This is a genomic window from Flammeovirga yaeyamensis (assembly GCF_018736045.1).
Taxonomy (GTDB): domain Bacteria; phylum Bacteroidota; class Bacteroidia; order Cytophagales; family Flammeovirgaceae; genus Flammeovirga; species Flammeovirga yaeyamensis.
Genome location: NZ_CP076133.1, coordinates 1,920,764 through 1,940,699, shown reverse-complemented (window position 1 = coordinate 1,940,699; position 19,936 = coordinate 1,920,764). Strand labels below are relative to the sequence as shown.

Annotated in this window: 16 protein-coding genes; 9 read left to right on the top strand and 7 right to left on the bottom strand. The window is 33.5% G+C overall.

Translation table 11 applies throughout. The annotated features are described in order from the left end of the window. Positions 1-134: 134 nt before the first annotated feature. Positions 135-2,567 (top strand): alpha/beta hydrolase family protein, encoded by a 2,433-nt coding sequence (locus KMW28_RS27550; protein ID WP_244994571.1) that lies wholly within the window; start codon positions 135-137, stop codon positions 2,565-2,567. Between the two features lie 252 nt (positions 2,568-2,819). On the opposite strand, the gene KMW28_RS27545 is transcribed toward KMW28_RS27550, so the two are convergent. Together KMW28_RS27545 and KMW28_RS27540 are read right to left on the bottom strand one after the other, a co-directional pair. Next, positions 2,820-3,569, bottom strand: a complete 750-nt coding sequence (locus KMW28_RS27545) for a LytR/AlgR family response regulator transcription factor (protein WP_169665550.1) — start codon at positions 3,567-3,569, stop codon at positions 2,820-2,822. Positions 3,570-3,575: 6 nt separating this feature from the next. Further along, positions 3,576-5,234 (bottom strand): tetratricopeptide repeat-containing sensor histidine kinase, encoded by a 1,659-nt coding sequence (locus KMW28_RS27540; protein WP_169665548.1) that lies wholly within the window; start codon positions 5,232-5,234, stop codon positions 3,576-3,578. A 950-nt stretch (positions 5,235-6,184) separates the two neighbouring features. Between KMW28_RS27540 and KMW28_RS27535 the strand changes: the two genes are divergently transcribed. After that, positions 6,185-6,331, top strand: a complete 147-nt coding sequence (locus KMW28_RS27535; protein ID WP_215585928.1) for a hypothetical protein — start codon at positions 6,185-6,187, stop codon at positions 6,329-6,331. Between the two features lie 119 nt (positions 6,332-6,450). Continuing rightward, on the top strand, positions 6,451-7,821 hold the full coding sequence (locus tag KMW28_RS27530) for a hypothetical protein (RefSeq protein WP_169665546.1): 1,371 nt from the start codon (positions 6,451-6,453) through the stop codon (positions 7,819-7,821). Between the two features lie 33 nt (positions 7,822-7,854). Here KMW28_RS27530 and KMW28_RS27525 read toward each other — a convergent pair whose 3' ends face one another. The 5 genes from KMW28_RS27525 to galK form a co-directional block, all read right to left on the bottom strand. Further along, on the bottom strand, positions 7,855-8,613 hold the full coding sequence (locus KMW28_RS27525) for a hypothetical protein (RefSeq protein ID WP_169665544.1): 759 nt from the start codon (positions 8,611-8,613) through the stop codon (positions 7,855-7,857). 103 nt (positions 8,614-8,716) lie between these two features. Next, positions 8,717-9,763, bottom strand: coding sequence for an aldose epimerase family protein (locus KMW28_RS27520; protein ID WP_066215489.1), 1,047 nt, complete (start codon positions 9,761-9,763; stop codon positions 8,717-8,719). A gap of 221 nt (positions 9,764-9,984) precedes the next feature. Continuing rightward, positions 9,985-11,022, bottom strand: coding sequence for a UDP-glucose 4-epimerase GalE (gene galE / locus KMW28_RS27515; RefSeq protein WP_169665542.1), 1,038 nt, complete (start codon positions 11,020-11,022; stop codon positions 9,985-9,987). A gap of 197 nt (positions 11,023-11,219) precedes the next feature. Beyond that, positions 11,220-12,290, bottom strand: coding sequence for a UDP-glucose--hexose-1-phosphate uridylyltransferase (locus KMW28_RS27510; protein WP_169665540.1), 1,071 nt, complete (start codon positions 12,288-12,290; stop codon positions 11,220-11,222). 196 nt (positions 12,291-12,486) lie between these two features. Beyond that, positions 12,487-13,647, bottom strand: coding sequence for a galactokinase (galK, locus tag KMW28_RS27505; protein ID WP_169665538.1), 1,161 nt, complete (start codon positions 13,645-13,647; stop codon positions 12,487-12,489). 169 nt (positions 13,648-13,816) lie between these two features. Between galK and KMW28_RS27500 the strand changes: the two genes are divergently transcribed. From KMW28_RS27500 to KMW28_RS27475, 6 genes are all read left to right on the top strand, one after another. Continuing rightward, positions 13,817-14,860 (top strand): LacI family DNA-binding transcriptional regulator, encoded by a 1,044-nt coding sequence (locus tag KMW28_RS27500; protein ID WP_066215474.1) that lies wholly within the window; start codon positions 13,817-13,819, stop codon positions 14,858-14,860. Between the two features lie 70 nt (positions 14,861-14,930). Next, positions 14,931-15,314, top strand: a complete 384-nt coding sequence (locus tag KMW28_RS27495; protein ID WP_066215472.1) for a DUF4870 domain-containing protein — start codon at positions 14,931-14,933, stop codon at positions 15,312-15,314. Between the two features lie 11 nt (positions 15,315-15,325). Next, entirely contained in the window at positions 15,326-16,240 is a 915-nt protein-coding gene (locus KMW28_RS27490; RefSeq protein WP_169665536.1) for a GNAT family N-acetyltransferase, read from the top strand. 70 nt (positions 16,241-16,310) lie between these two features. Next, a complete protein-coding gene (locus KMW28_RS27485; protein ID WP_169665535.1) occupies positions 16,311-16,703 on the top strand; it encodes a hypothetical protein in 393 nt (130 codons plus the stop codon). A gap of 332 nt (positions 16,704-17,035) precedes the next feature. Beyond that, the gene (locus KMW28_RS27480; RefSeq protein WP_169665533.1) at positions 17,036-17,923 is read left to right on the top strand and encodes a FixH family protein; all 888 of its coding nucleotides are present in this window, start codon (positions 17,036-17,038) and stop codon (positions 17,921-17,923) included. Further along, positions 17,923-19,905, top strand: a complete 1,983-nt coding sequence (locus KMW28_RS27475) for a TonB-dependent receptor plug domain-containing protein (RefSeq protein ID WP_215585926.1) — start codon at positions 17,923-17,925, stop codon at positions 19,903-19,905. The genes KMW28_RS27480 and KMW28_RS27475 overlap by 1 nt, the downstream gene beginning before the upstream one ends. The last annotated feature ends 31 nt before the right edge of the window (positions 19,906-19,936 follow it).

Genomic DNA, 19,936 nt, shown 5'->3' with positions numbered 1-19,936 from the left:
TACAGCACTTAAATTTATGTACTCTTTGTTATAGTAATCTATTAATGTTAATATTGAACACAATTATTTTAAACTTAAATACAGAAACTATAGACTAACCCTCTGTATTCTCTTTTCAACTATCTAAATTAATGATGATGAAATATTTCCTAAGCATTATTTTTACATTCATGCTGTCGAATGCTTTATGCCAAGATAACCTAGGTTATCAAAAACCACCCGAAGAAATTCTTGAACTTGTAGACGTACCAAGAGCACCTAGTGTTTTGCTAGATGATGCCAAAGAAACGATGATTCTTTTGTATAGAAATTCTTACAAATCTATTGAAGAATTATCAAAAGAAGAATTACGTTTAGGAGGACTTAGAATTGATCCGAAAACAAATATTGGAAGTAGGGTGAATTATTATAATAACGTAAAAATCAAAAGTTTAAAGGATAAAAAAGCGACTCTATTAGAGGTAAAAGGCTTACCTGAAAATCCAAAATTAACCAACTTTAGTTGGTCACCCGATCAAACAAAAATCGCTTTAACCAATACAACTTTGGAGGGAGTGGAGCTTTGGGTTCTTGATTTAAAAAAGGCCACAGTGACTAAGCTCAGCGATGCGAATTTGAACGCAAATGTGGGTAATGTGATCAATTGGTTTGAAGATGGTAAATCATTATTGGTGAAAATGGTATCATCAAAAAGAGAGGCTTTGATTAATACGAAGAGTGCTGTACCTACTGGGCCAACAATATCCGAAAATAATGGTAAGAAAGCACAGAATAGAACCTATCAAGACCTACTAAAGAATAAAAATGATGAGCATAACTTTGAGCAGTTAGCGATGTCTGATATGTACAAAGTATCTTTAGATGGTAAGAAAGAAAAATGGTTGGAAGGGAATTTATATACTTCTATAGATTTTTCTCCTGACGGGAATTATGTTTTGGTTAAAACTATTGAAAAGCCATTCTCATATTTAGTCACTTATAACCGATTTCCATCGAAGACCGTGGTTTACACGAAGGAAGGTAAGGAAGTGGAAACACTTTTAAAAGTGCCATTAATAGAAGATCTACCACAAGGTTTTATGGCCGTAAGAACAGGTAAACGTAGTTTTAGTTGGAGAAATGATAAACCATCTACACTTACATATATGATGGCACTTGATGGTGGTGATCCTGAAAATGAAGTGGAATATAGAGATGAGATTTTTGAGCTGGAAGCACCTTTTAAAGGTGAAGGTAAATCTTTAGTAAAAACCATTAATAGATCTTATGGTGTTTCTTGGGGTAATGATCAAGTAGCAGTTGCTTATGATTATTGGTGGAATACTAGGAATATGAAAATGTACCTTTTTAATCCTTCGGATGCTTCTCAGAAACCAATTACAATAACAGATAGAAATTACCAAGATAGATATAGCGATCCAGGGAATTTTGTTACCGAAAGAAATGAAATGGGTAGCAGAGTATTGACTATCGTTAATGATCAATTATTTAGAATAGGTGATGGTTTTTCTAAAGAGGGACAATTTCCTTTTGTAGATCAAATGAGTATCAAAACTCAACAAACAAAACGTATTTATCAATCCTCGTACACAGATAAAATTGAGGATATCAGAAATTATGATCCAAAGAAAAAAGAGTTGTTGGTTCGTATTGAATCTGCTAAAGAATACCCAAATTATTTCTTCAGAAATATAAAGAACAAGAAATTAACTCAGCTTACTGCATTTGAAAATCCTTTTAAAAGTATTCAAGATGTACACAAAGAAGTGATTACTTATAAGCGTGAAGATGGTTTGGAACTTTCAGCTACTCTTTATCTTCCAGTGGGTTATGATATGGAGAAAAAGGAGAAAATGCCAATGATTATGTGGGCATATCCTACTGAATTTAAAGATAAATCGAGTGCATCACAAAGCACTAAAAACCCCAATGAGTTTACCTATCCTTATTATGGATCTATGGTGTATTGGGTGACAAGAGGATATGTTGTATTAGACGATGCTTCTTTCCCTATTGTTGGAGAAGGTGATGAAGAACCGAATGATTCGTTTAGAAAACAATTAGTTGCAAATGCAAAAGCAGCGATTGATGCTGTTGACAATTTAGGTTATATCGATAGAGAAAGAGTAGCCGTTGGAGGTCATAGTTACGGTGCTTTTATGGTAGCTAATTTACTTTCCCACTCAGATTTATTTGCTGCGGGTATTGCAAGAAGTGGTGCATACAATAGAACGTTAACACCTTTTGGATTCCAAAGCGAAGAAAGAAATTATTGGGAAGCACCTAATGTTTATTATAAAATGTCGCCATTTATGCATGCCGATAAAATGAATCAACCTTTGTTATTGGTGCATGGTGAAGCGGATAATAATTCGGGAACTTACCCTATGCAAAGCGAACGTTATTTTAATGCCCTAAAAGGTCTTGGAGCAACTGTTCGATTGGTGATGTTACCCAAAGAGAGTCATGGATACAGATCGAAAGAAAGTATTCTTCACTTGTTATGGGAACAAGATCAGTGGTTGGAGAAACATGTAAAGAATAAGAAGTCTTTGGAGAATAAATAGATTCAAATTTTCCTGAATTCTAGAGAAAATATATGGGGTGTCACTTCAATTAATGTGGCACCTTTTTTTAGTTAAAATCAAATAGTCTTTCAAGTTATTTTGGTTATTGTTTTACGCAATCATGGGAAAAATCCTAAAGAAATAGAATAAACTATTCAGCAAGCTTATTCGGAGTCAATATTATTATTCATTCCAAAATTTAGTGCATAATTTACCCCTTCTACTTAATATGTGATTGTATATTATCTAAACTTAGACGAAAGCCTTATTTTCATTCAATCTTTGCACCACTTGCCCATACTTTCTCACAGAAATTTTCGCCTCATGACCGTTGGATAAGTCTACTTTGGATTTACTTAAATTGATGATATGTTTTGGGTTAACCAAAAAGGAATGATGCACTCTAATGAAGGATTGAAGTTCTTCCATACACTCAAAATGCTTAAGGTTCTTGGAGGCTAAAATGGTTTGATCTAAACAGGTAATCTTTGTATAAGCCCCTTCGGATTCAAACATAATGATTGTTTCAGCATCAATAAAATAAGTATTATCAGAAGTTTTTACGATTACTTTTTGCAGTTTAACTTTTTGATCTTCCTCAAATTTTGAGAGAATTTCTCTGGCTTTTTTTGTCTCATTAATTTGATGAAAAGCTTTATCAGCAGCTGACTTTAATTCAAGAGGATCAATGGGTTTTAAGAGGTAATCGACAGCATTGTGTTTGATTGCATCAATAGCATAAGTGTCCATTCCTGTTGTAAAGATTATTTTAAAATCGATATCGGTAAGTTGTTGTAATAACTCGAAACTATTGCCATCTTCTAATTCAATATCAAGGAAGATTAAATCTATAGAAGGAGATGTTTTTAAATAATTTACCCCTTTCTGAATGGATGGAAATACACCCACTATCTCAATAGAAGGATACAAAAGTTTAAGCATCTTCTTTAATGCCTCTTGTGCATTAAACTCGTCTTCGATAATAACTACTTTGTATATCATGTTTGTTTAGTTTAGTGTATAAGAAAAACGGACAATAGTTCCCTTTGTATCCTTTCGGTTTTCTATTTTAAGAGATAGTTCATCGCCTTTATCAGCTAAGGAAAGTCTTGATTTTAAAACAGAAAATGAATGTTCTTTTCCATCGGTGATCGTTTTTTGATAACCCACACCATTATCAATTACTTCGAACAATAACTTATTTTGTTTCTTAGAAATTTTGACTTCTAAGAATCCGTCAGCTTGGATTTTTCTAAGACCATGTTCTATTGCATTTTCACATAAAGGTTGTAACATCATGGGAGGAATCTGACAAGTGTCGATATCAATTTCTTCGGCAACCGATAAACGATAATTAAACTTGTTGCCAAAACGAATACGTTGGGTTTCAATATAATTATTTAAAGCACTCAGGTCTTCCGACAAAGTGATTTTTTCTTTGTGAGTTAAATCAAAATTCTGACGAATTAATTTGGCAAATCTTGATATATAGGAGGAAGTAATCAAAGGATCATTATCAAACAATGTATTTTGTATTGCAGTTAATACATTAAAGATAAAATGTGGATTCATTTGATTTCTTAGTATGGTGTTTTTTAATTTATTTCGCTCTTTTTCATTTCTATGTTTGACGTTTTTATAGTACAACATTGATATCAAAAAGAGAATGACACCACCCACAACAACAGCTATTAAAGTAAGTAAAACTTTTTCGAAAGCTCGTTCAGCTTCTAAACGTTTTTCTTCTTCTTCCTTTTTTATTTTCGCTTTTTCTCTTTCTGTCTCAAACAGTTGGTTTTGTGTATTTAGCATCTGTTCAAAATCGTAAGAGATCTTTTCTTTTAAGATTTGTTCAACTGAATCCAACTTAGAATAATACATTAATGCCTTATCAGTTTCTTTGTTTAGTATTGCAAATTTTAAACTTTTCTGATAGATAATTTGCATATACTTTGGATCGTTGTATGTATGTTTTATCAGTTCTTTTTCGTACTGTGCAGCAAGATCACCTTCACCCAAAGCATTATACACTTCCTCTAAATTAGTTAAAGCATTATTCCATTTATGAGGATATAATTTCTTTAATTTTGCTGCTTTATTATAGTACCAAATAGCCATATCGGCAAAGTGTAAACTATCGGTTTCTAAATACATATTTAAGTAATTAGTACCAATGTTGTTATAGGATTGCGATACTTCCCATTTGTTGTTATAAGAGATTCCGTAATCCAAAGATTGTACATTATAGGCGATCGCTTTTTCATAATCACCGTTGTTTTTATGCAGTACAGCTAGATTATTACAGATTCTAGACAGCTTTACGCTATCATTAAATTCCAAATAATAAGGAATGACTTTTTCTAACTCAATTAAAGATTGCCCTATATCTCCCCGTTTATAAAAGAGATGTGCAAGGCTTTCTAAAATTTTTGCAGTAAGGATCTTGTCATCTATTTCGATGGCATTGTTTCTGGCTTTAAATAATTCTGCACTCGATTCAACAAATAATTCTTCGTCGGCGTAAATACGAGATAAAGCCAAACGGATTTTAGCTTCGAACAATAAGTCGTTTTCATCAACGAAATACGTTAATGATTTTTTTAAAAAAAATGTAGCTTCTTGATTATTACTATTGTCGGCCTCAAAAAGTCCCTTTAAATAATGCAATCTTGCACTATCATACTTTGTATTGCTATTACTAAGGAGTAAACGATCAATTTTTTTATTTGTCGACCAATCCGCTCCTTTTCGTATACTATCATTTATCTCCTCAAATTATTCATTACTCAAGTTTTGAGCATATATGAATGAGCTAAGAAACAGTAGTAATACAGAATAAAAAATTTTCATTTATAGTTTGTCGTTAGTCAAATAGTGTTCATCTATCTTGAATATCGAGGGACTAGAATTGATTTAAAAATCTATTATGAGTTATTAAAGGATATCGCTTCTGAAATGACACTTTTTTATAAAATACAACACTTATCAATTAATGCATTACACTTATAAATTTTAGTTGATGTTTTCGAAACGGACCTTTTACATTTGTATCATCATTAAGGCGAACAGATAAAGATTCGAATAAGCAGATATAATTAAGATAAAAATTGATTACATACTATTAAAATATTAGACTGACTAACTTTTCTTACCCATAAACTATTTGACAATATAATAAGTCGAGTAGACTACGCCACTTTTGCATTATTAGTTTCATTTATTGCTGTTGAAGCAATAATGACAAAAGTGGCATATTAACTTCAACCTAATATTATTAATTGGACAAAAGATATATTACAAATTTAAAATACCAGAAAAAAATATTTTATAGAAACGAACATGTCGATGATTTAGAAACCAACAATTATTCAAATACTAGCATTACTCTAACTTATCAAACATACTTCATTGTTGTAGACTAACAACTTTTCCTTTTGAGTTGGCAAATACAACAGATTGAAAGGGATTTGTACAAACAACAATGTAAAAGTGTAGTACCTTAATTAGCAAGTATAATCCAAGATTCAATACCTATTAGCCCAAAAACTAATTTTTACTCTATAAATACTAACTATCAATAAGGTATTGTACCTTATTGATCAACAAATAATTTTTTTATGATGTTAGATACACAAGTACTCCAAGAAGTACATTTTTTAAACTACGTATGCGACCCTAATAGTCTTTACATTTCAGAAGAAGCAGTTATTGAAATTTTAGCAAACTATACCTCTATGGAGGACATGAAATGTAACAGCTATTAAAACTAGCTATGTTCTCTCTTCTTTTTTTACTATCAATTAGATAATTATGAACAAAGAATTTGATACTAAATTTATTCTTGAATATAACCCAATCAGTGTACTGTCTTTTAAAGAAGGAAATGAAACAATTTTATCAATCTTGTGATCCCAAAACTGATTTGGAATATAAAAACTTATTAGGTATTTGGCAGGGTACAAGGAAATTGGCATACAGTTTTAAGAGCAAATGTATCCCAAATCAAAAACTGCTTAAGGAAGGGATTTATAAACTTCCATACCGACTACAAAACCAATTATTTTCTGAGGCCAAAAAGGTAGTAGGATCGACGAAACCAGAAAAAAATCAAACGGAGTTACTTCTAGAGTATTTTGATAGAAAACTTCAAAAAGAATTCATCTTCAACAATTTTCCTGAATTTTATAAGAATAGATTAAAGGCTGAAGGTTTTTTATGTGATTATATCAAATGGAATGATTGCCAAAATAATGAAGCATTTCTAAATACTATGCTTTATGATATTAAGGTGGATTACAAGACAAAATGGAGAAGATCAATTAATTCATTTTTAATGTTGGGTGGTGATGAAAATGAAATTCAAAGCATCTGTAAGTATGGAATTAATCAGACGGTCTTTAATCAAAATGATGATTACTCAGAAGTACCTATCAAGACATTTTTTGATGAACTACCTTTGATCTATCAATCTAGGTTACTTTATATTTTAGGTCTTATTTCAGCGGATTCGTTGGATTTAAACTTAGATATACTTGATCAAGAATACTATAATATGCTAGTAAATAGCAAGGTGGAGTATGCAACAATATTTAAGTATTTTATTAAGTATAAGAAGTTGTCGCAGCCTAATATTTATTACCAGATTTTTAAAAAAGTAGATGCTATTAATTTAATTAAAAAAGAAAGTATTGAGATCCAGAAAACGATGTTATCGATTATGGTGCATCTTAAAGAGTATCATCACAAAATCCTAGAATTTAAAGGACATCACACTAAAAAACTTAGGGAGCATGCAAGGTTTTTGATCGATAAATATCAATTAAAGGTGAATAATGAAAGGTATAAAATTGTCGATTTTGGGTTATATAAAATGTTAGGAGTTACTACTCCAGAAGAAAGATTTGAAAGTAAAACCACCATTGAACCGATATTAATCAAAGAGACAGAAAAAGTAGAAGTACCTTTAAAATCTTATGTTGGATTACGTTTCACATCTAATGATTATGATAAATCTTCGACTATTCTGAATCACACAGTAAAAATATCTCATCCTATAAAACTAGAAAGTGGAAGGTTAGAAGAAGGATTAACAGAATGGAAGCAGAATGGATTTAGTCATTCCAACATATTCTTAGGGTGGCATTTTGATAGCTTGGAGGAATTGATTGAGGGAGAATATACAATACGTGCATTTGATGAAAAGGATGAATTAATCGTTGAAAAATCGTTTGATGTATCAATAAAGAAGAACTAAAATATAGACTTTTAGAAACAGAAATCTTGATGTTTAATTAATCGTATTTAGTTCTTTTTTATGCTTTTGATTGTACTTTAAAATCATGGAAGTGATATACTCTTTAGTAAATCGTTTTTTATACTTATCAATTTCTTTTTTTAGTTCTGGATCATCGTAGAATAGATGTGTAAGCACCTCTTTCAATTCTGTTTTTGATGTAGTCAATATTTGTTCAAAATAATCTCTTTTAACTATAAAAAGCTGTTTGTTATTAAAGTTCACTGTATACATATCAATTACTCCATGAACAATCCTATAGCTAAAAACACTCATTTTTTTAGAGTCGGATATAGGTATTTTTACTATTCCGAAATAGTTTTGATTTTCATCTATAAATGATTTACACCTGTAAGCTTGAAGTTGTTGGGAGGGTGCATCTAGTGTGGGTTTAAATAGCACTTTTTGTTCAAAACCGGTTATATGAAAAAGTCGATATTTATTTTTAAAAAGATCCCATATGGTCATAGAATCAGACTCATAGTACATTGTTTTTCTAAGTGTATCGTATTTACTTTTATAAGTACTCGTACCGAATGATTCTTTGATTTTAATGTAACCTGTAAGTTTAGAGTTTTTTAGATGTAAAGTGCCTTTTACATATTTACCAGAAATATCTCTTTTCTCATTCTCTTTTGTTTGAACTGATATTTTGAGAGAAAACTTTTGTGATACTAATTTATTTCTTTGATCAGTTATTTGTGCAGAAATAATGAGTGGAAACAATAATAAAAAAAGAAATAGAGCTTTCATGTTTGTCAAATAGTTTACTTTTTAGAAGCATAAATATACTAGAAATATAAAAAAAGCCAACCCTTTCTGGGATGGCTCTTCTTTGAAAAATTAACTCGTATATCTATTTTGTGAAGAACTTATACACTGTTTTTTGAGTATATGTTTCACCAGGATTTAACTCCGTAGATGGGAATTCCGGTTTGTTAGGAGAATCAGGGTAATGCTGAGCCTCGAAACAGAATCCTTGTCTCTTAATCAATTTCTCTCCATTTCTTCCTAGATCGCCTTCCAGCCAGTTACCAGTATAGAATTGAATACCAGGTTCTGTGGTGTAAGCTTCCATAGCTCTACCTGTAGTCGCTTCATAAGCTTCACCAATTAGACCGTATTCACCAAGAGGTTTGTTAATTACTAGGTTGTGATCGTAACCAATACCGAATTGAGTTTGCTCATATTCAGAATCAATTTCATCACCAATTCTTTTTGGAGAAGTGAAGTCAAACGGAGTGCCTTTTACATCTCTGATTTCACCTGTAGGGATACAAGTTTCATCGTAAGGAGTGAAAGCATTACAGTTCAATTTCAATACATGATCAACGATAGAACCTTCACCTTTTAGGTTGAAATACGCATGTTGCGTTAAGTTTACTACTGTTTTCTTATCAGTTTCAGCAGCATACTCAATAACAATCTCGTTATCATCAGATAGGGTATAAGTAACTACAACAGTTAAGTTACCAGGGTAGTTTTCCTCACCGTCAGGGCTAAAGTGTTTGATGGTAAGTGATTGATCACCTTCTTCAACAATTTCCCATACTTTAGTATCGAAACCTTTTGCGCCACCGTGTAAAGAGTTTGGTCCATTATTAACGGCCAATTGATAATCTACGCCATCTAAAGTAAACTGACCTTTACAGATTCTGTTGGCAAATCGTCCCGCAATTACGTTCAAGTAACTAGGGTTTTCTTGATATTGCTCTAAAGTATCTTTACCTAAAACAACTTCACCGATGTTACCATCTTTATCAGCTGTTTTGAAGCTTACAATAATACCTCCGTAGTTCGTGATTTGTAATTCAGAACCCGCAGAGTTGGTCAACGTATACAAGAACACTTCTTTTCCTGCTACCTCACCCCAATGTTGTTTTTTAATTTGAGTAGTTTCCATTATATCATTTCATTTGAAGTAAAAAATGTTTGACGATTTTAGTTTTAACCATCTATTTTAGAGGAGTTTCACTTTTTGAACAGAATTCATTTATGGGAAACAAAACGTTTCGCAACACCTCTTTGAAACACACGGTAATTTATAAAATCACATTTAGTATATTGTTATATAGAACCCAAAAAAGCAGACCGAAATCTGCTTTTTATTAAAGTCTTATAAATTTAGACTGTTTCAGCCTCTTTTTCTTTTAAATGCAATTGCCATTTCCAAGCAGAAGAAGTCATGTCGTCTAATGTTTTTTCCGAAGACCAACCTAATTCTTTGTTACTGAAAGTAGTATCTGCATAGATTTTTTCGATATCTCCCGCTCTTCTTTCGACAATCTTGTAATTTAATTTCTCACCAGATGTTTTCTCGAAAGATTGGATGACTTCTAATACTGTTGAACCAGTACCAGTACCTACATTAAAGAATTCGTACTCTGATTTTTGGTTCCCCTCAATCATACGATTTAATGCAACGATATGTGCTTGAGCCAAATCAACAACGTGGATATAATCACGAACACAAGTACCATCTTTCGTATCGTAATCGTCACCAAATACGCTAAGCATTTCACGTTTACCAACACCTGTTTGTGTAATGAAAGGCATTAGGTTTTGAGGAACACCAAGTGGCAATTCACCAATTTCAGCAGAAGCATGAGCACCCACTGGGTTGAAGTATCTAAGTGCTACAGCTTTTACATTTGCATCTGCTGCAACAGTATCTCTCAAAATTTCTTCACAAATCTGCTTCGTATTACCGTAAGGTGATAAAGCAGGTTGTACTGGAGTTTGTTCTGTAACAGGAAGCACGTCTGGCTGACCATATACAGTACAAGATGATGAGAATACAATATTGTCAACTCCATGTGCTACCATTGCATCCAATAGGTTCAGTAGCGTTTGAAGGTTGTTTCTGTAATATAAACGTGGTTTATCTACCGATTCACCCACAGCTTTTGATGCGGCAAAGTGGATAATACCATCTAATTTTTCTGTTTTGAACAAATTATCTAATTGCTCAGAATCCAATAAATCGAACTCATAAAAAGTGGGTCTAACACCTGAAATCTTTTCGATGCCATCCAACGCTCCTTTTTCTGAATTCGATAAATTATCGACAATTACTACTTCAAAACCTTTATTGATTAATTCTACTGAAGTGTGAGATCCGATGTACCCTAAACCTCCAGTGACTAATATTTTCTTTTTCATGATATATAATTGATAAGTTTTTGTTCGAATAAAAAAGGGAGTTGGTACTGTATTTTTTAGTTTGTCCGTATGAAAATGAAATTTACTGTCCTAAAACCAACTCCCTTAGTATTTTAAAGCTGTATTGTCCAGATACAACTTTTTAAAAAAGAAGCAAATCATAGTAAAAACAATGATTTGCCCAACTAAACTACTAACTAACGATTGTTATCTTCAGCCAACTCACGCTGCTTGTAATGCACAGAAGATTGTTCTCTGATTCTTGCAGCCGCAGTTTCTGCTGTAATATCTCTTTGAGCGTTTGCTAGCATTTCGTAACCTACCATAAACTTCTTCACTGTTGCAGAACGAAGTAAAGGAGGGTAGAAACACATGTGCATATGCCACTCTGGGTGATCTTCTCCGTCTGTTGGTGCTTGGTGAATACCAGCAGAGTAAGGGAAGGATACCTCAAATATATTGTCATACTTTACAGTTAATTGCTTGTAAGCAACTGCATAAGCATCTTTTTCTTCTTCAGTAAGGTCAGTGATCTTTGAAACTGCTCTCTTAGGAACGATCATTGTTTCGAAAGGCCAAACTGCCCAATAAGGTACAAGTGCAACAAAGTGTTCGTTCTCATAAACTACACGAGTGCCTTGTTCAATTTCTACTTTGATGTAGTCCGAAAGCAATGTTCTACCATGCTTTTCGAAATATTCTTTTTGGTTGACTGCTTTTTTAGCAGGCTCCAATGGAACAGATTCTTGTGCCCAAATCTGACCATGTGGGTGAGGGTTAGAACAACCCATTACACTACCTTTGTTCTCAAAAATTTGAACGTGATTAATGTAATCTCTTTCACCTAGTTCAGTATATTCCTTACACCATAAGTCAACCACTTTACGGATTCCGCCTACTTCCATTTCTGGAATAGTTAAGTCGTGACGAGGTGAGAAACAAATCACCTTACATAGACCTCTTTCACTTTTTGCTCTAAACAAACCGTTATGTTCGTTTACTTCTCCAGAAGGAATATCTTCTAATAAAGCGGCAAAATCATTTTGGAAAGAAAATGTATCCTTATAATCAGGATTAACTTCACCACCTACACGCGTATTACCCGCACATAGGTAACAGTCTGGATCGTGTTCCGGACGTTGTTCCTCTTCAATCTTCTCTACTTGTCCTTGCCAAGGTCTCTTCGCTCTATGTGGAGATACTTGAATCCATTCACCTGTTAGTGGATTGTATCGTCTGTGAGGATGGTCTTCAAAGTTAAATTTCATTTTTTCGGTCTTTAATAATAAAGTCTTTGTAGTAGTTGATTGGGGAGATACTGATCTCCCCAATCAGTTTGTAAATTTAGTTTAAGTCGCTGTTTAAACATTTAAGTTGAAAAAGTTTGGCTTTCGCCACGGTAAAAATGTTGTTTAAACAGTCCTTATTAATTGATCATGCTTGAAACATCATCATATAGAATGATTAAGCCTCTACAGCTTCCTCAGTTCTAGCACCTGGCCCGATAACAACTACATAAGCCAACATGTCTTTACCCATGCCATCTTTGTAGGCTTTAGTCATACGGTCGATGAATGCATCTACTGCATCTTCTTTTACCAAGTTGATAGTACAGCCACCGAAGCCACCGCCCATCATACGCGCACCTAACACACTGTCATCATCAAGAGTTTGCTCAACTAAGAAGTCTAACTCAGGACATGACACTTCATATTTCTTAGAAAGGCCTTCGTGAGAACCATAGATCATTTTACCTAAGTTCACCAAATCACCTTTGTCCATAAATTCACAAGCTTTTTCTAAACGGTCGTTTTCTTCAACAACATAAGAACATCTGTTGTAGATTACTTGATCCATTTCGCCTTCGAATTCCTTCATCATTTCAACCGTTACATCACGAAGGTTGATGATTTCTGGATATTTCTTTTTGATTACCTCAACACCTGCTTCACATTGCTCTCTACGAGTATTGTACTCTGATGAAGCTAAAGAGTGAGTTACATTTGTATTACATAATACAAGTTTATGACCTGTGATGTCTAAAGTATGGTACTCATACTCTTTAGTACGACAGTCTAACTTGATTACTTTGTTTGTTTGACCATAAGTAGAAGCAAACTGATCCATGATACCACATTTCACACCTGCATAGTTATGCTCAGACATTTGAGAAGCTAAAACGATATCTAATTTAGATAGATCGCCATTAAATAGTTTATTAAGACCAGTAGCCAAACCACATTCTAATGCAGCTGAAGATGACATACCTGCTCCTAGAGGCACATCGCCTGCAAATACAACATCAAAACCTTGTGGTTCTAAACCTTTTTTAGCTGTTTCTGCAACAACACCTTTGATATAGTTAATCCAACCTTCAGTGGGTACAATCGAGTCTAATTTGAATGAATCTTGCTCGTTTAAGTCTAATGCAAAAGCATTTACTGTATCTGTACCGTTTAAAGCGATAGCAAATACCATTTCTTTATCTACTGATGCTGGTAATACAAAACCATCGTTGTAGTCTGTATGCTCACCGATAATGTTTACACGACCTGGAGCTCTTGAAATTAGTGGTTCGTTTTTAAATAGTTCTTCGAACTTAGCTACGATTGCTGTTGTTTGCATATCTAAAAAATTAAATTTTTATTTTCGTTTCATTTCGATGATTCAAACATCAGCGAAAAATTTTTAAATGGCAAATATACACTTCCGATATTTTTAAAATAACGTTACCGGAAACGTTACCGGTAAATTCTCGGTTGTTATTTTCGTTATTTTTTCGTCTATTTGTGATATGAAAAATAGGAAGCCTACCATTAAGGATATAGCAAGAAGATTAGATATTTCGGTGTCAACTGTCTCAAGGGCACTAAGAAATGCAGATGATATTAATCCCGTGACCAAACGCAAGGTGCTAGAGCTTGCCGAGAAAATCGGTTATAAGAAAAGTGTGCTTGCGGCAGGGTTAGCGAGTAAAAAGTCCTTTTTAATTGGCGTAATCATACCAGAAATCACGGTTCCCTTTTTCGGTAATGTTATTATAGGCATCGAAGAATTCTTAAAACCTTTAGGTTACGATTTGATTATTCTACACTCAGATGAGAACGTGACCAACGAGAGTGAGTGTATTGATCTATTAATGGATAGACAGGTGGATGGTATTATGATATCATTATCGATGAATACCAAAAATGATGATCATTTAAAAAGGGCAATGGAACAAGAAATTCCCGTAGTGATATTTGACCGTTACCTTCCAGATTCAATTTTACCTATTCCAAGAGTAATTATTGATGACTTCGATGCAGGATATCAAGCAACAACACATCTTATTAATAAAGGATATAAAAGAATAGCATTTATAACAGGTCCTGTTGACATGTTTATTTCCCAGCAAAGGCAGGAAGGATACATTCGGGCAATGGAGAGAAATGGCCGTTCAACATCGGCAGATTTGATTGTGCCTGCAACTGACCTAAGAAGAAGTGTCGGTACCGCTTTGGATAAACTGATGGTTTTAAAAGATAAACCAGATGCTATTTTGGCTTTCAACGATCCAATTGCATTTAAACTCATGCGTCTATTGCATAAACGTGATATTAAGATTCCAAAAGAGGTAGCAGTAATGGGTATTTCTGGTGATGCAATGGGAGAGTTGTTTTACCCAAGTTTAACCACTATCTCTCAACCGGCGAAAGATATGGGTTATTGGGCGGCGAACTTATTAAAGGATCGTATGGATGCCATGAAGAAAGCGAAAGATGATGGGAAGGTATTTATACCAATGTCAATTCAGAAGATTCTACCAATTAAATTGATCGAGAGAGAAAGTACATGATTTAATATTTCTGTAAAATTCCGTACTTTTGATTACGACTAATCTATTAATCATGTTGACATAAAATTATATGGACATTCACAACGAAAATTTTCATCAAGCTGAGGTAAGACCTTGGGGGATGGAAGAAAACCAATTTTGTGCTTTAATGCACATTGCTCAGTTCGCAAGTTATGTAGTACCTGTAGCAGGTATTGCTTTACCTATTATCATGTGGGCTTTAAATAAAGATCAAAGTGAAAAAATTGATGTACAAGGAAAACATATTGTCAATTGGATAATTAGTTCTTATTTGTACTACATTATTTTTGGTCTTTTGTCTATTGTCCTAATAGGTATACCTTTTGTAATTGCCGTCGGGATTTTATCAGTGGTTTGTGCTATTATTGGTGCTGTTAAATCAAGAGAAGGTGAAGTATATGAATATCCATTCACTATAGATTTTATTAAGTAAGCCTTTCTTTGATGATCATAAAACGCCTCTCAAGTCAAGAAATTGATTTTCCCAAATGGGATAATTTTATTAACCGATATGGAAAAGGATTGCTCTACATGCAATCGTGGTTTCTAGAATTATTTGATGAAAATTGGGGTGCTTTTATAGTTTATGATAAAGATCAAATGATTGGTGTGCTCCCATACCAATATCAAATAAAATGGGGGATAATGAAGATAATAAATAATCCCTTTGTCAATGAACTAGGGATTATTTATCATCCTGATCATAAACAAATTCAATTCAAATTATTCAAGTCGTTTAAAGAGTTTCAGTTTATTTCTTCTTATAAATTTAATGTGGATAATACTAAAACTGTCCATAGAAGAATTAAATATGAGGCCACTTATCATCTCTCTTTAAATAAGTCTTATGAGGAAATAAGTGCCCAATACAATAAGAATCTAAAGCGTAAATTGAAAAAATCTGAAGATTTAAATTTTACTCAAGAGGGAAATATAGAAGACCTCATCCAATTATTTAAAGAGAATGTAGCTCACAAAATCAATCAAATCGAAGAACATCAATATGACCTTTTGAGAAAGATTTATAAGGCATTAAAGTCTAGAAATATTGCTCAAGTGTATGCTACTGAAATAAACGCCAAAGTGATTTCCGCAGTATTAATGATTCAACAAGGAAATCGATTGATATACTATTTTGCCGCATCATCTGAAAAGGCAAAATCTGTTAACGCCCAAGCTTACTTGATTGATCAACTAATTAAAGAGTATTCAGAGAGAGATTTAATTTTTGATTTTGAAGGCGGAGATATACCTGGCTTAGCTCAATTTTACAGTAGTTTTGGTGCCGATAGAAAGCAAATACCTGTATTTAGACAAATGCTAACTGAAAGATTAAAAAATTTCTTCATTAAGAAATAACACTGAATAAACATTTGTTTTCAATAATTAGAGTAGTAAGTTTGCAACGAATTTTAAACACTTTAATGTATTGAAGACAGCTAAGCTACATCAACTTTTTCATCTTGTCTGTGCAGGAGTTATTCTGTTCAATGCATTTTCTTTGTCTTTACTTAAGATCGACTTGGAGATCCAAAGAGATTTTATCGAGAAGGTTTTTTGTATCAATAAAGACAAACCTAAAATGTCTTGTCATGGACAGTGCTTCATCAACAAAGAGATGAAAAAAGAAGCGCAAAAGCAAGAGGAAGCCAATACAGTTACTACTAAGGAAGTAGTATTATCGATGGCCGAAAAAGAGTGTTTAGTTCCCGATTTTTCGCCAGAGAAACCTCTGCTTGTCAAAGAAAAAGTGCGTAAGAGCACCCCACAGTTAACCTCAAAAGATGTGGTTGACCGATTACTAAAACCTCCCATCGCTTAGATTCATTTCTAAATTGATTTACTGTTGAATATCAAATAGCATACTTTAAAGTAATGCCTTTTTGTGATGTCTTATTATTCGGTTTTATATTGAAAATGTGATATTTAGACAACATCTATTCAATAGATAAAAATCAACAATCCAACTTATTTTTTGATGTATCACTCTATTTAAATCAATTAGATAGACTGTTTGATACACATTTAAACCTACACTAGAGGTAGACTCTATATTATTTGTAGGAAGTGTGTTGTATGTACGGACGTTGCACCGCAACGTCAAACGGACCACTTACAAATAGTATAGTATCATCTCACAACAAACTTTTTAAAATGAAAAAATCATTAATTTTCGTATATACTTTTCTTTTATCAGTAGCTTTCTTTTCATGCAACAATGATGATTCAACAGAAATTATTCCTGGAGATGACTTAAATATTATTGCTTCTTCTTCTAATGATGAGGGGATCGAATTGACCTTGAAATCATCAAAAGAAATGCTTTATGAAGGAGTAAATAATGTAAAATTTGATATCACTCAAGGTGAATTGCCAGAAGGTGGAGAATGGAAAATAATACCTGTGATGCAGATGATGATGAACGGAGAACCTGCACACCAACACTCTACACCACTTAGAGGATTTGATGTTGGAATGTCTAATGAAACCACGGGAGAAGGACAAATACTTTTCGTTATGCCAACATCCGAAATGGGAACATGGACACTTCATGTATCTTATTATGTGAATGATACTATGGAAGGGATGTGGATGATGCCGATTGAAGTAAATGCCATTGAATTCTTATTGCCAGCAGCAAATTACAAGACAGTGATTATGGTGCCAATTCCAGGTTCAGATGACCGTTTAGTCTTAGGTTACAACTTCTTATCAGGTGATCCTAGCGTGGGAAATAACGATTATGAAATTCTTGCCTTCAGAAGAACACCAGCAATGATGAGTCATGGTAGATTATCAAATGAGCATATGTTTGAAACTTATACAGCTTACAATGATCTAACATTTGAAGTAACTCCATGGATGCCATCAATGAGTCATGGTTCTTCAAATAATGAGCATCCAATGGAAACAGCCGATGGCGTTTATACAGGATTAGTCAACTTCTCTATGGTAGGAGATTGGCAATTACAGTTAAATGTAAAAGACGGAGAACAACAGCTTATTGAGGAGGACGGATTATCATTCTATTTAGAATTCTAATGCAAAACGTATTCATTATTATGGTACTACTTATTTTGAGTAGTGCCATTTCTACTTTTTCTCAGGATAAAGATTCATTAAAAACGGTTTATCTAGGTGAGGTTTTGATACAATCCGATACCATCACCAATAACGATTATCAGTTAACGATAGATCAGTTAATGAATCAGCAAACCGATTTGAATGTAGTCAAAAGAGGTGGTTTTGCTTGGGAACCCATTATCGATGGCTTTTCTGATGGTCAGATTACCGTGTCTGTAGATGGTATGCGTGTTTTTTATGCATGTACAGATAAAATGGATCCTGCAACATCTTATTTGGAACCCATCAATTTATCGACTTTTAGAGTTGCGAAGGCTGGAGATGCTCAACGTTTTGGTACATCTCTTGGAGGTACTTTACAAGCTGAGATGAAATACCCAGAATTAAATCAAGGAACTCATGCTGGTATACAAAGTTTCTACAGTAGCAACACGAACGGTTATGACGGTAACTTGTTTGTAGAGCAATCTTCAGAAAAGTTTGGTTTCAGATATTCTGGTGCTTTAAGAAAGCATGGTATTTATAGAGATGGACATGGTCAAGAAGTTCCGTATACTCAATTTCAGAAACAAAATCATACCCTAACGACTGTATTCAAGCCCAATCATCAACATGAATTTAAAGGGCTTTTTATGTTTGATGAAGGAAGAGATATCGGTTATCCTGCTCTTCCAATGGACGTGAGTTCTGCTACAGCCTATATGGGAAACATCGGCTATAAAAACCATGTAAGTGATAGAACTTTTGAGCTTTTACAAGCTAAAGTGTATGTCAATTCTGTCGAGCATATTATGGATGATACCAAGCGTGAAAATGTGGCGATGCACATGGATATGCCGGGTAGAAGTACCACTTTTGGAGCATGGTTTCAAGCCGATAGAAATACAGAATTGCATCATCAAGAAATCCGTGTGGAAGGTTTTTCTAACCACCTTTTTGCAGATATGCGAATGTATTCACCTATTGGTGGTCCCGATATGTATTTAATGACTTGGGGAGATATTCAAAGGAATAATGCATCATTATTCTTGTTAGATGAATGGGAATTAGATCCTCGTTTAACCTGGACGAATAACCTACGAGCAGAATACAATTATACGGAGCTCACTAATGATTTCGCTCGCAAGCAATTTGAAACGCTTAATACTTATATAGAAGATGGAAAGCACCACATTACAGGTAATTTTTCTTCATCTTTCCTTTATCAGTTAAACGATGCATGGTCATCAAATTTCGGAATAGCATTTACACATAGAGCACCTACAGCATCCGAGATGTATGGGTATTACTTATTTAATGCTAGAGATCGATTTGATTATGTAGGTAATCCAGATATTGAAACTGAAAAAGCCTTTGAGTTTAATTTCAACATTGGTTATGAAAAGAACGGTTGGAAATTCGCATTTAATGCACGTAAAGTATTTTTGGATGACTACATAGTAGGTGTTATTCAGGAAGATTTAAACGCAAGTACGCCAGGAGCATTGGGGGTGAAAAAATATGAAAATGTTGGAAAAGCGAATACCTCTCATTTGAGTATGTTGATGGGTAAGGAAATCAGTAATTGGTTGTATTATCAAATCAATTTTAGAATGGACAATGGCTTTATTGATGCCTTGCATACACCAACTCCATATATGAGTCCGTTAATGGTAGATCAAAGAGTTGCTATAAATATCAAAAAATTACAAGTAGGGTTAAACTATACCTATTGTGATGGAATGAGTACTCCAGCAGATGTATTGGGTGAACAGAAAACATCTGCTTATCACCTTTTTGATCTGAGTTTGGATTATGGTATTTCTCTAAGAAAAGGAACATTGAATTTATCAGCAAAAGCTGAAAATATTTTTGATGCCTATTATATCGATCCTTTTGCTTGGAATAACATTCCTAATATGGGAAGGAACTTGAAATTTGGGGTAGGGTATACTTTCTAAAAAAAATTAGTACATATTCTTTTACAGAATT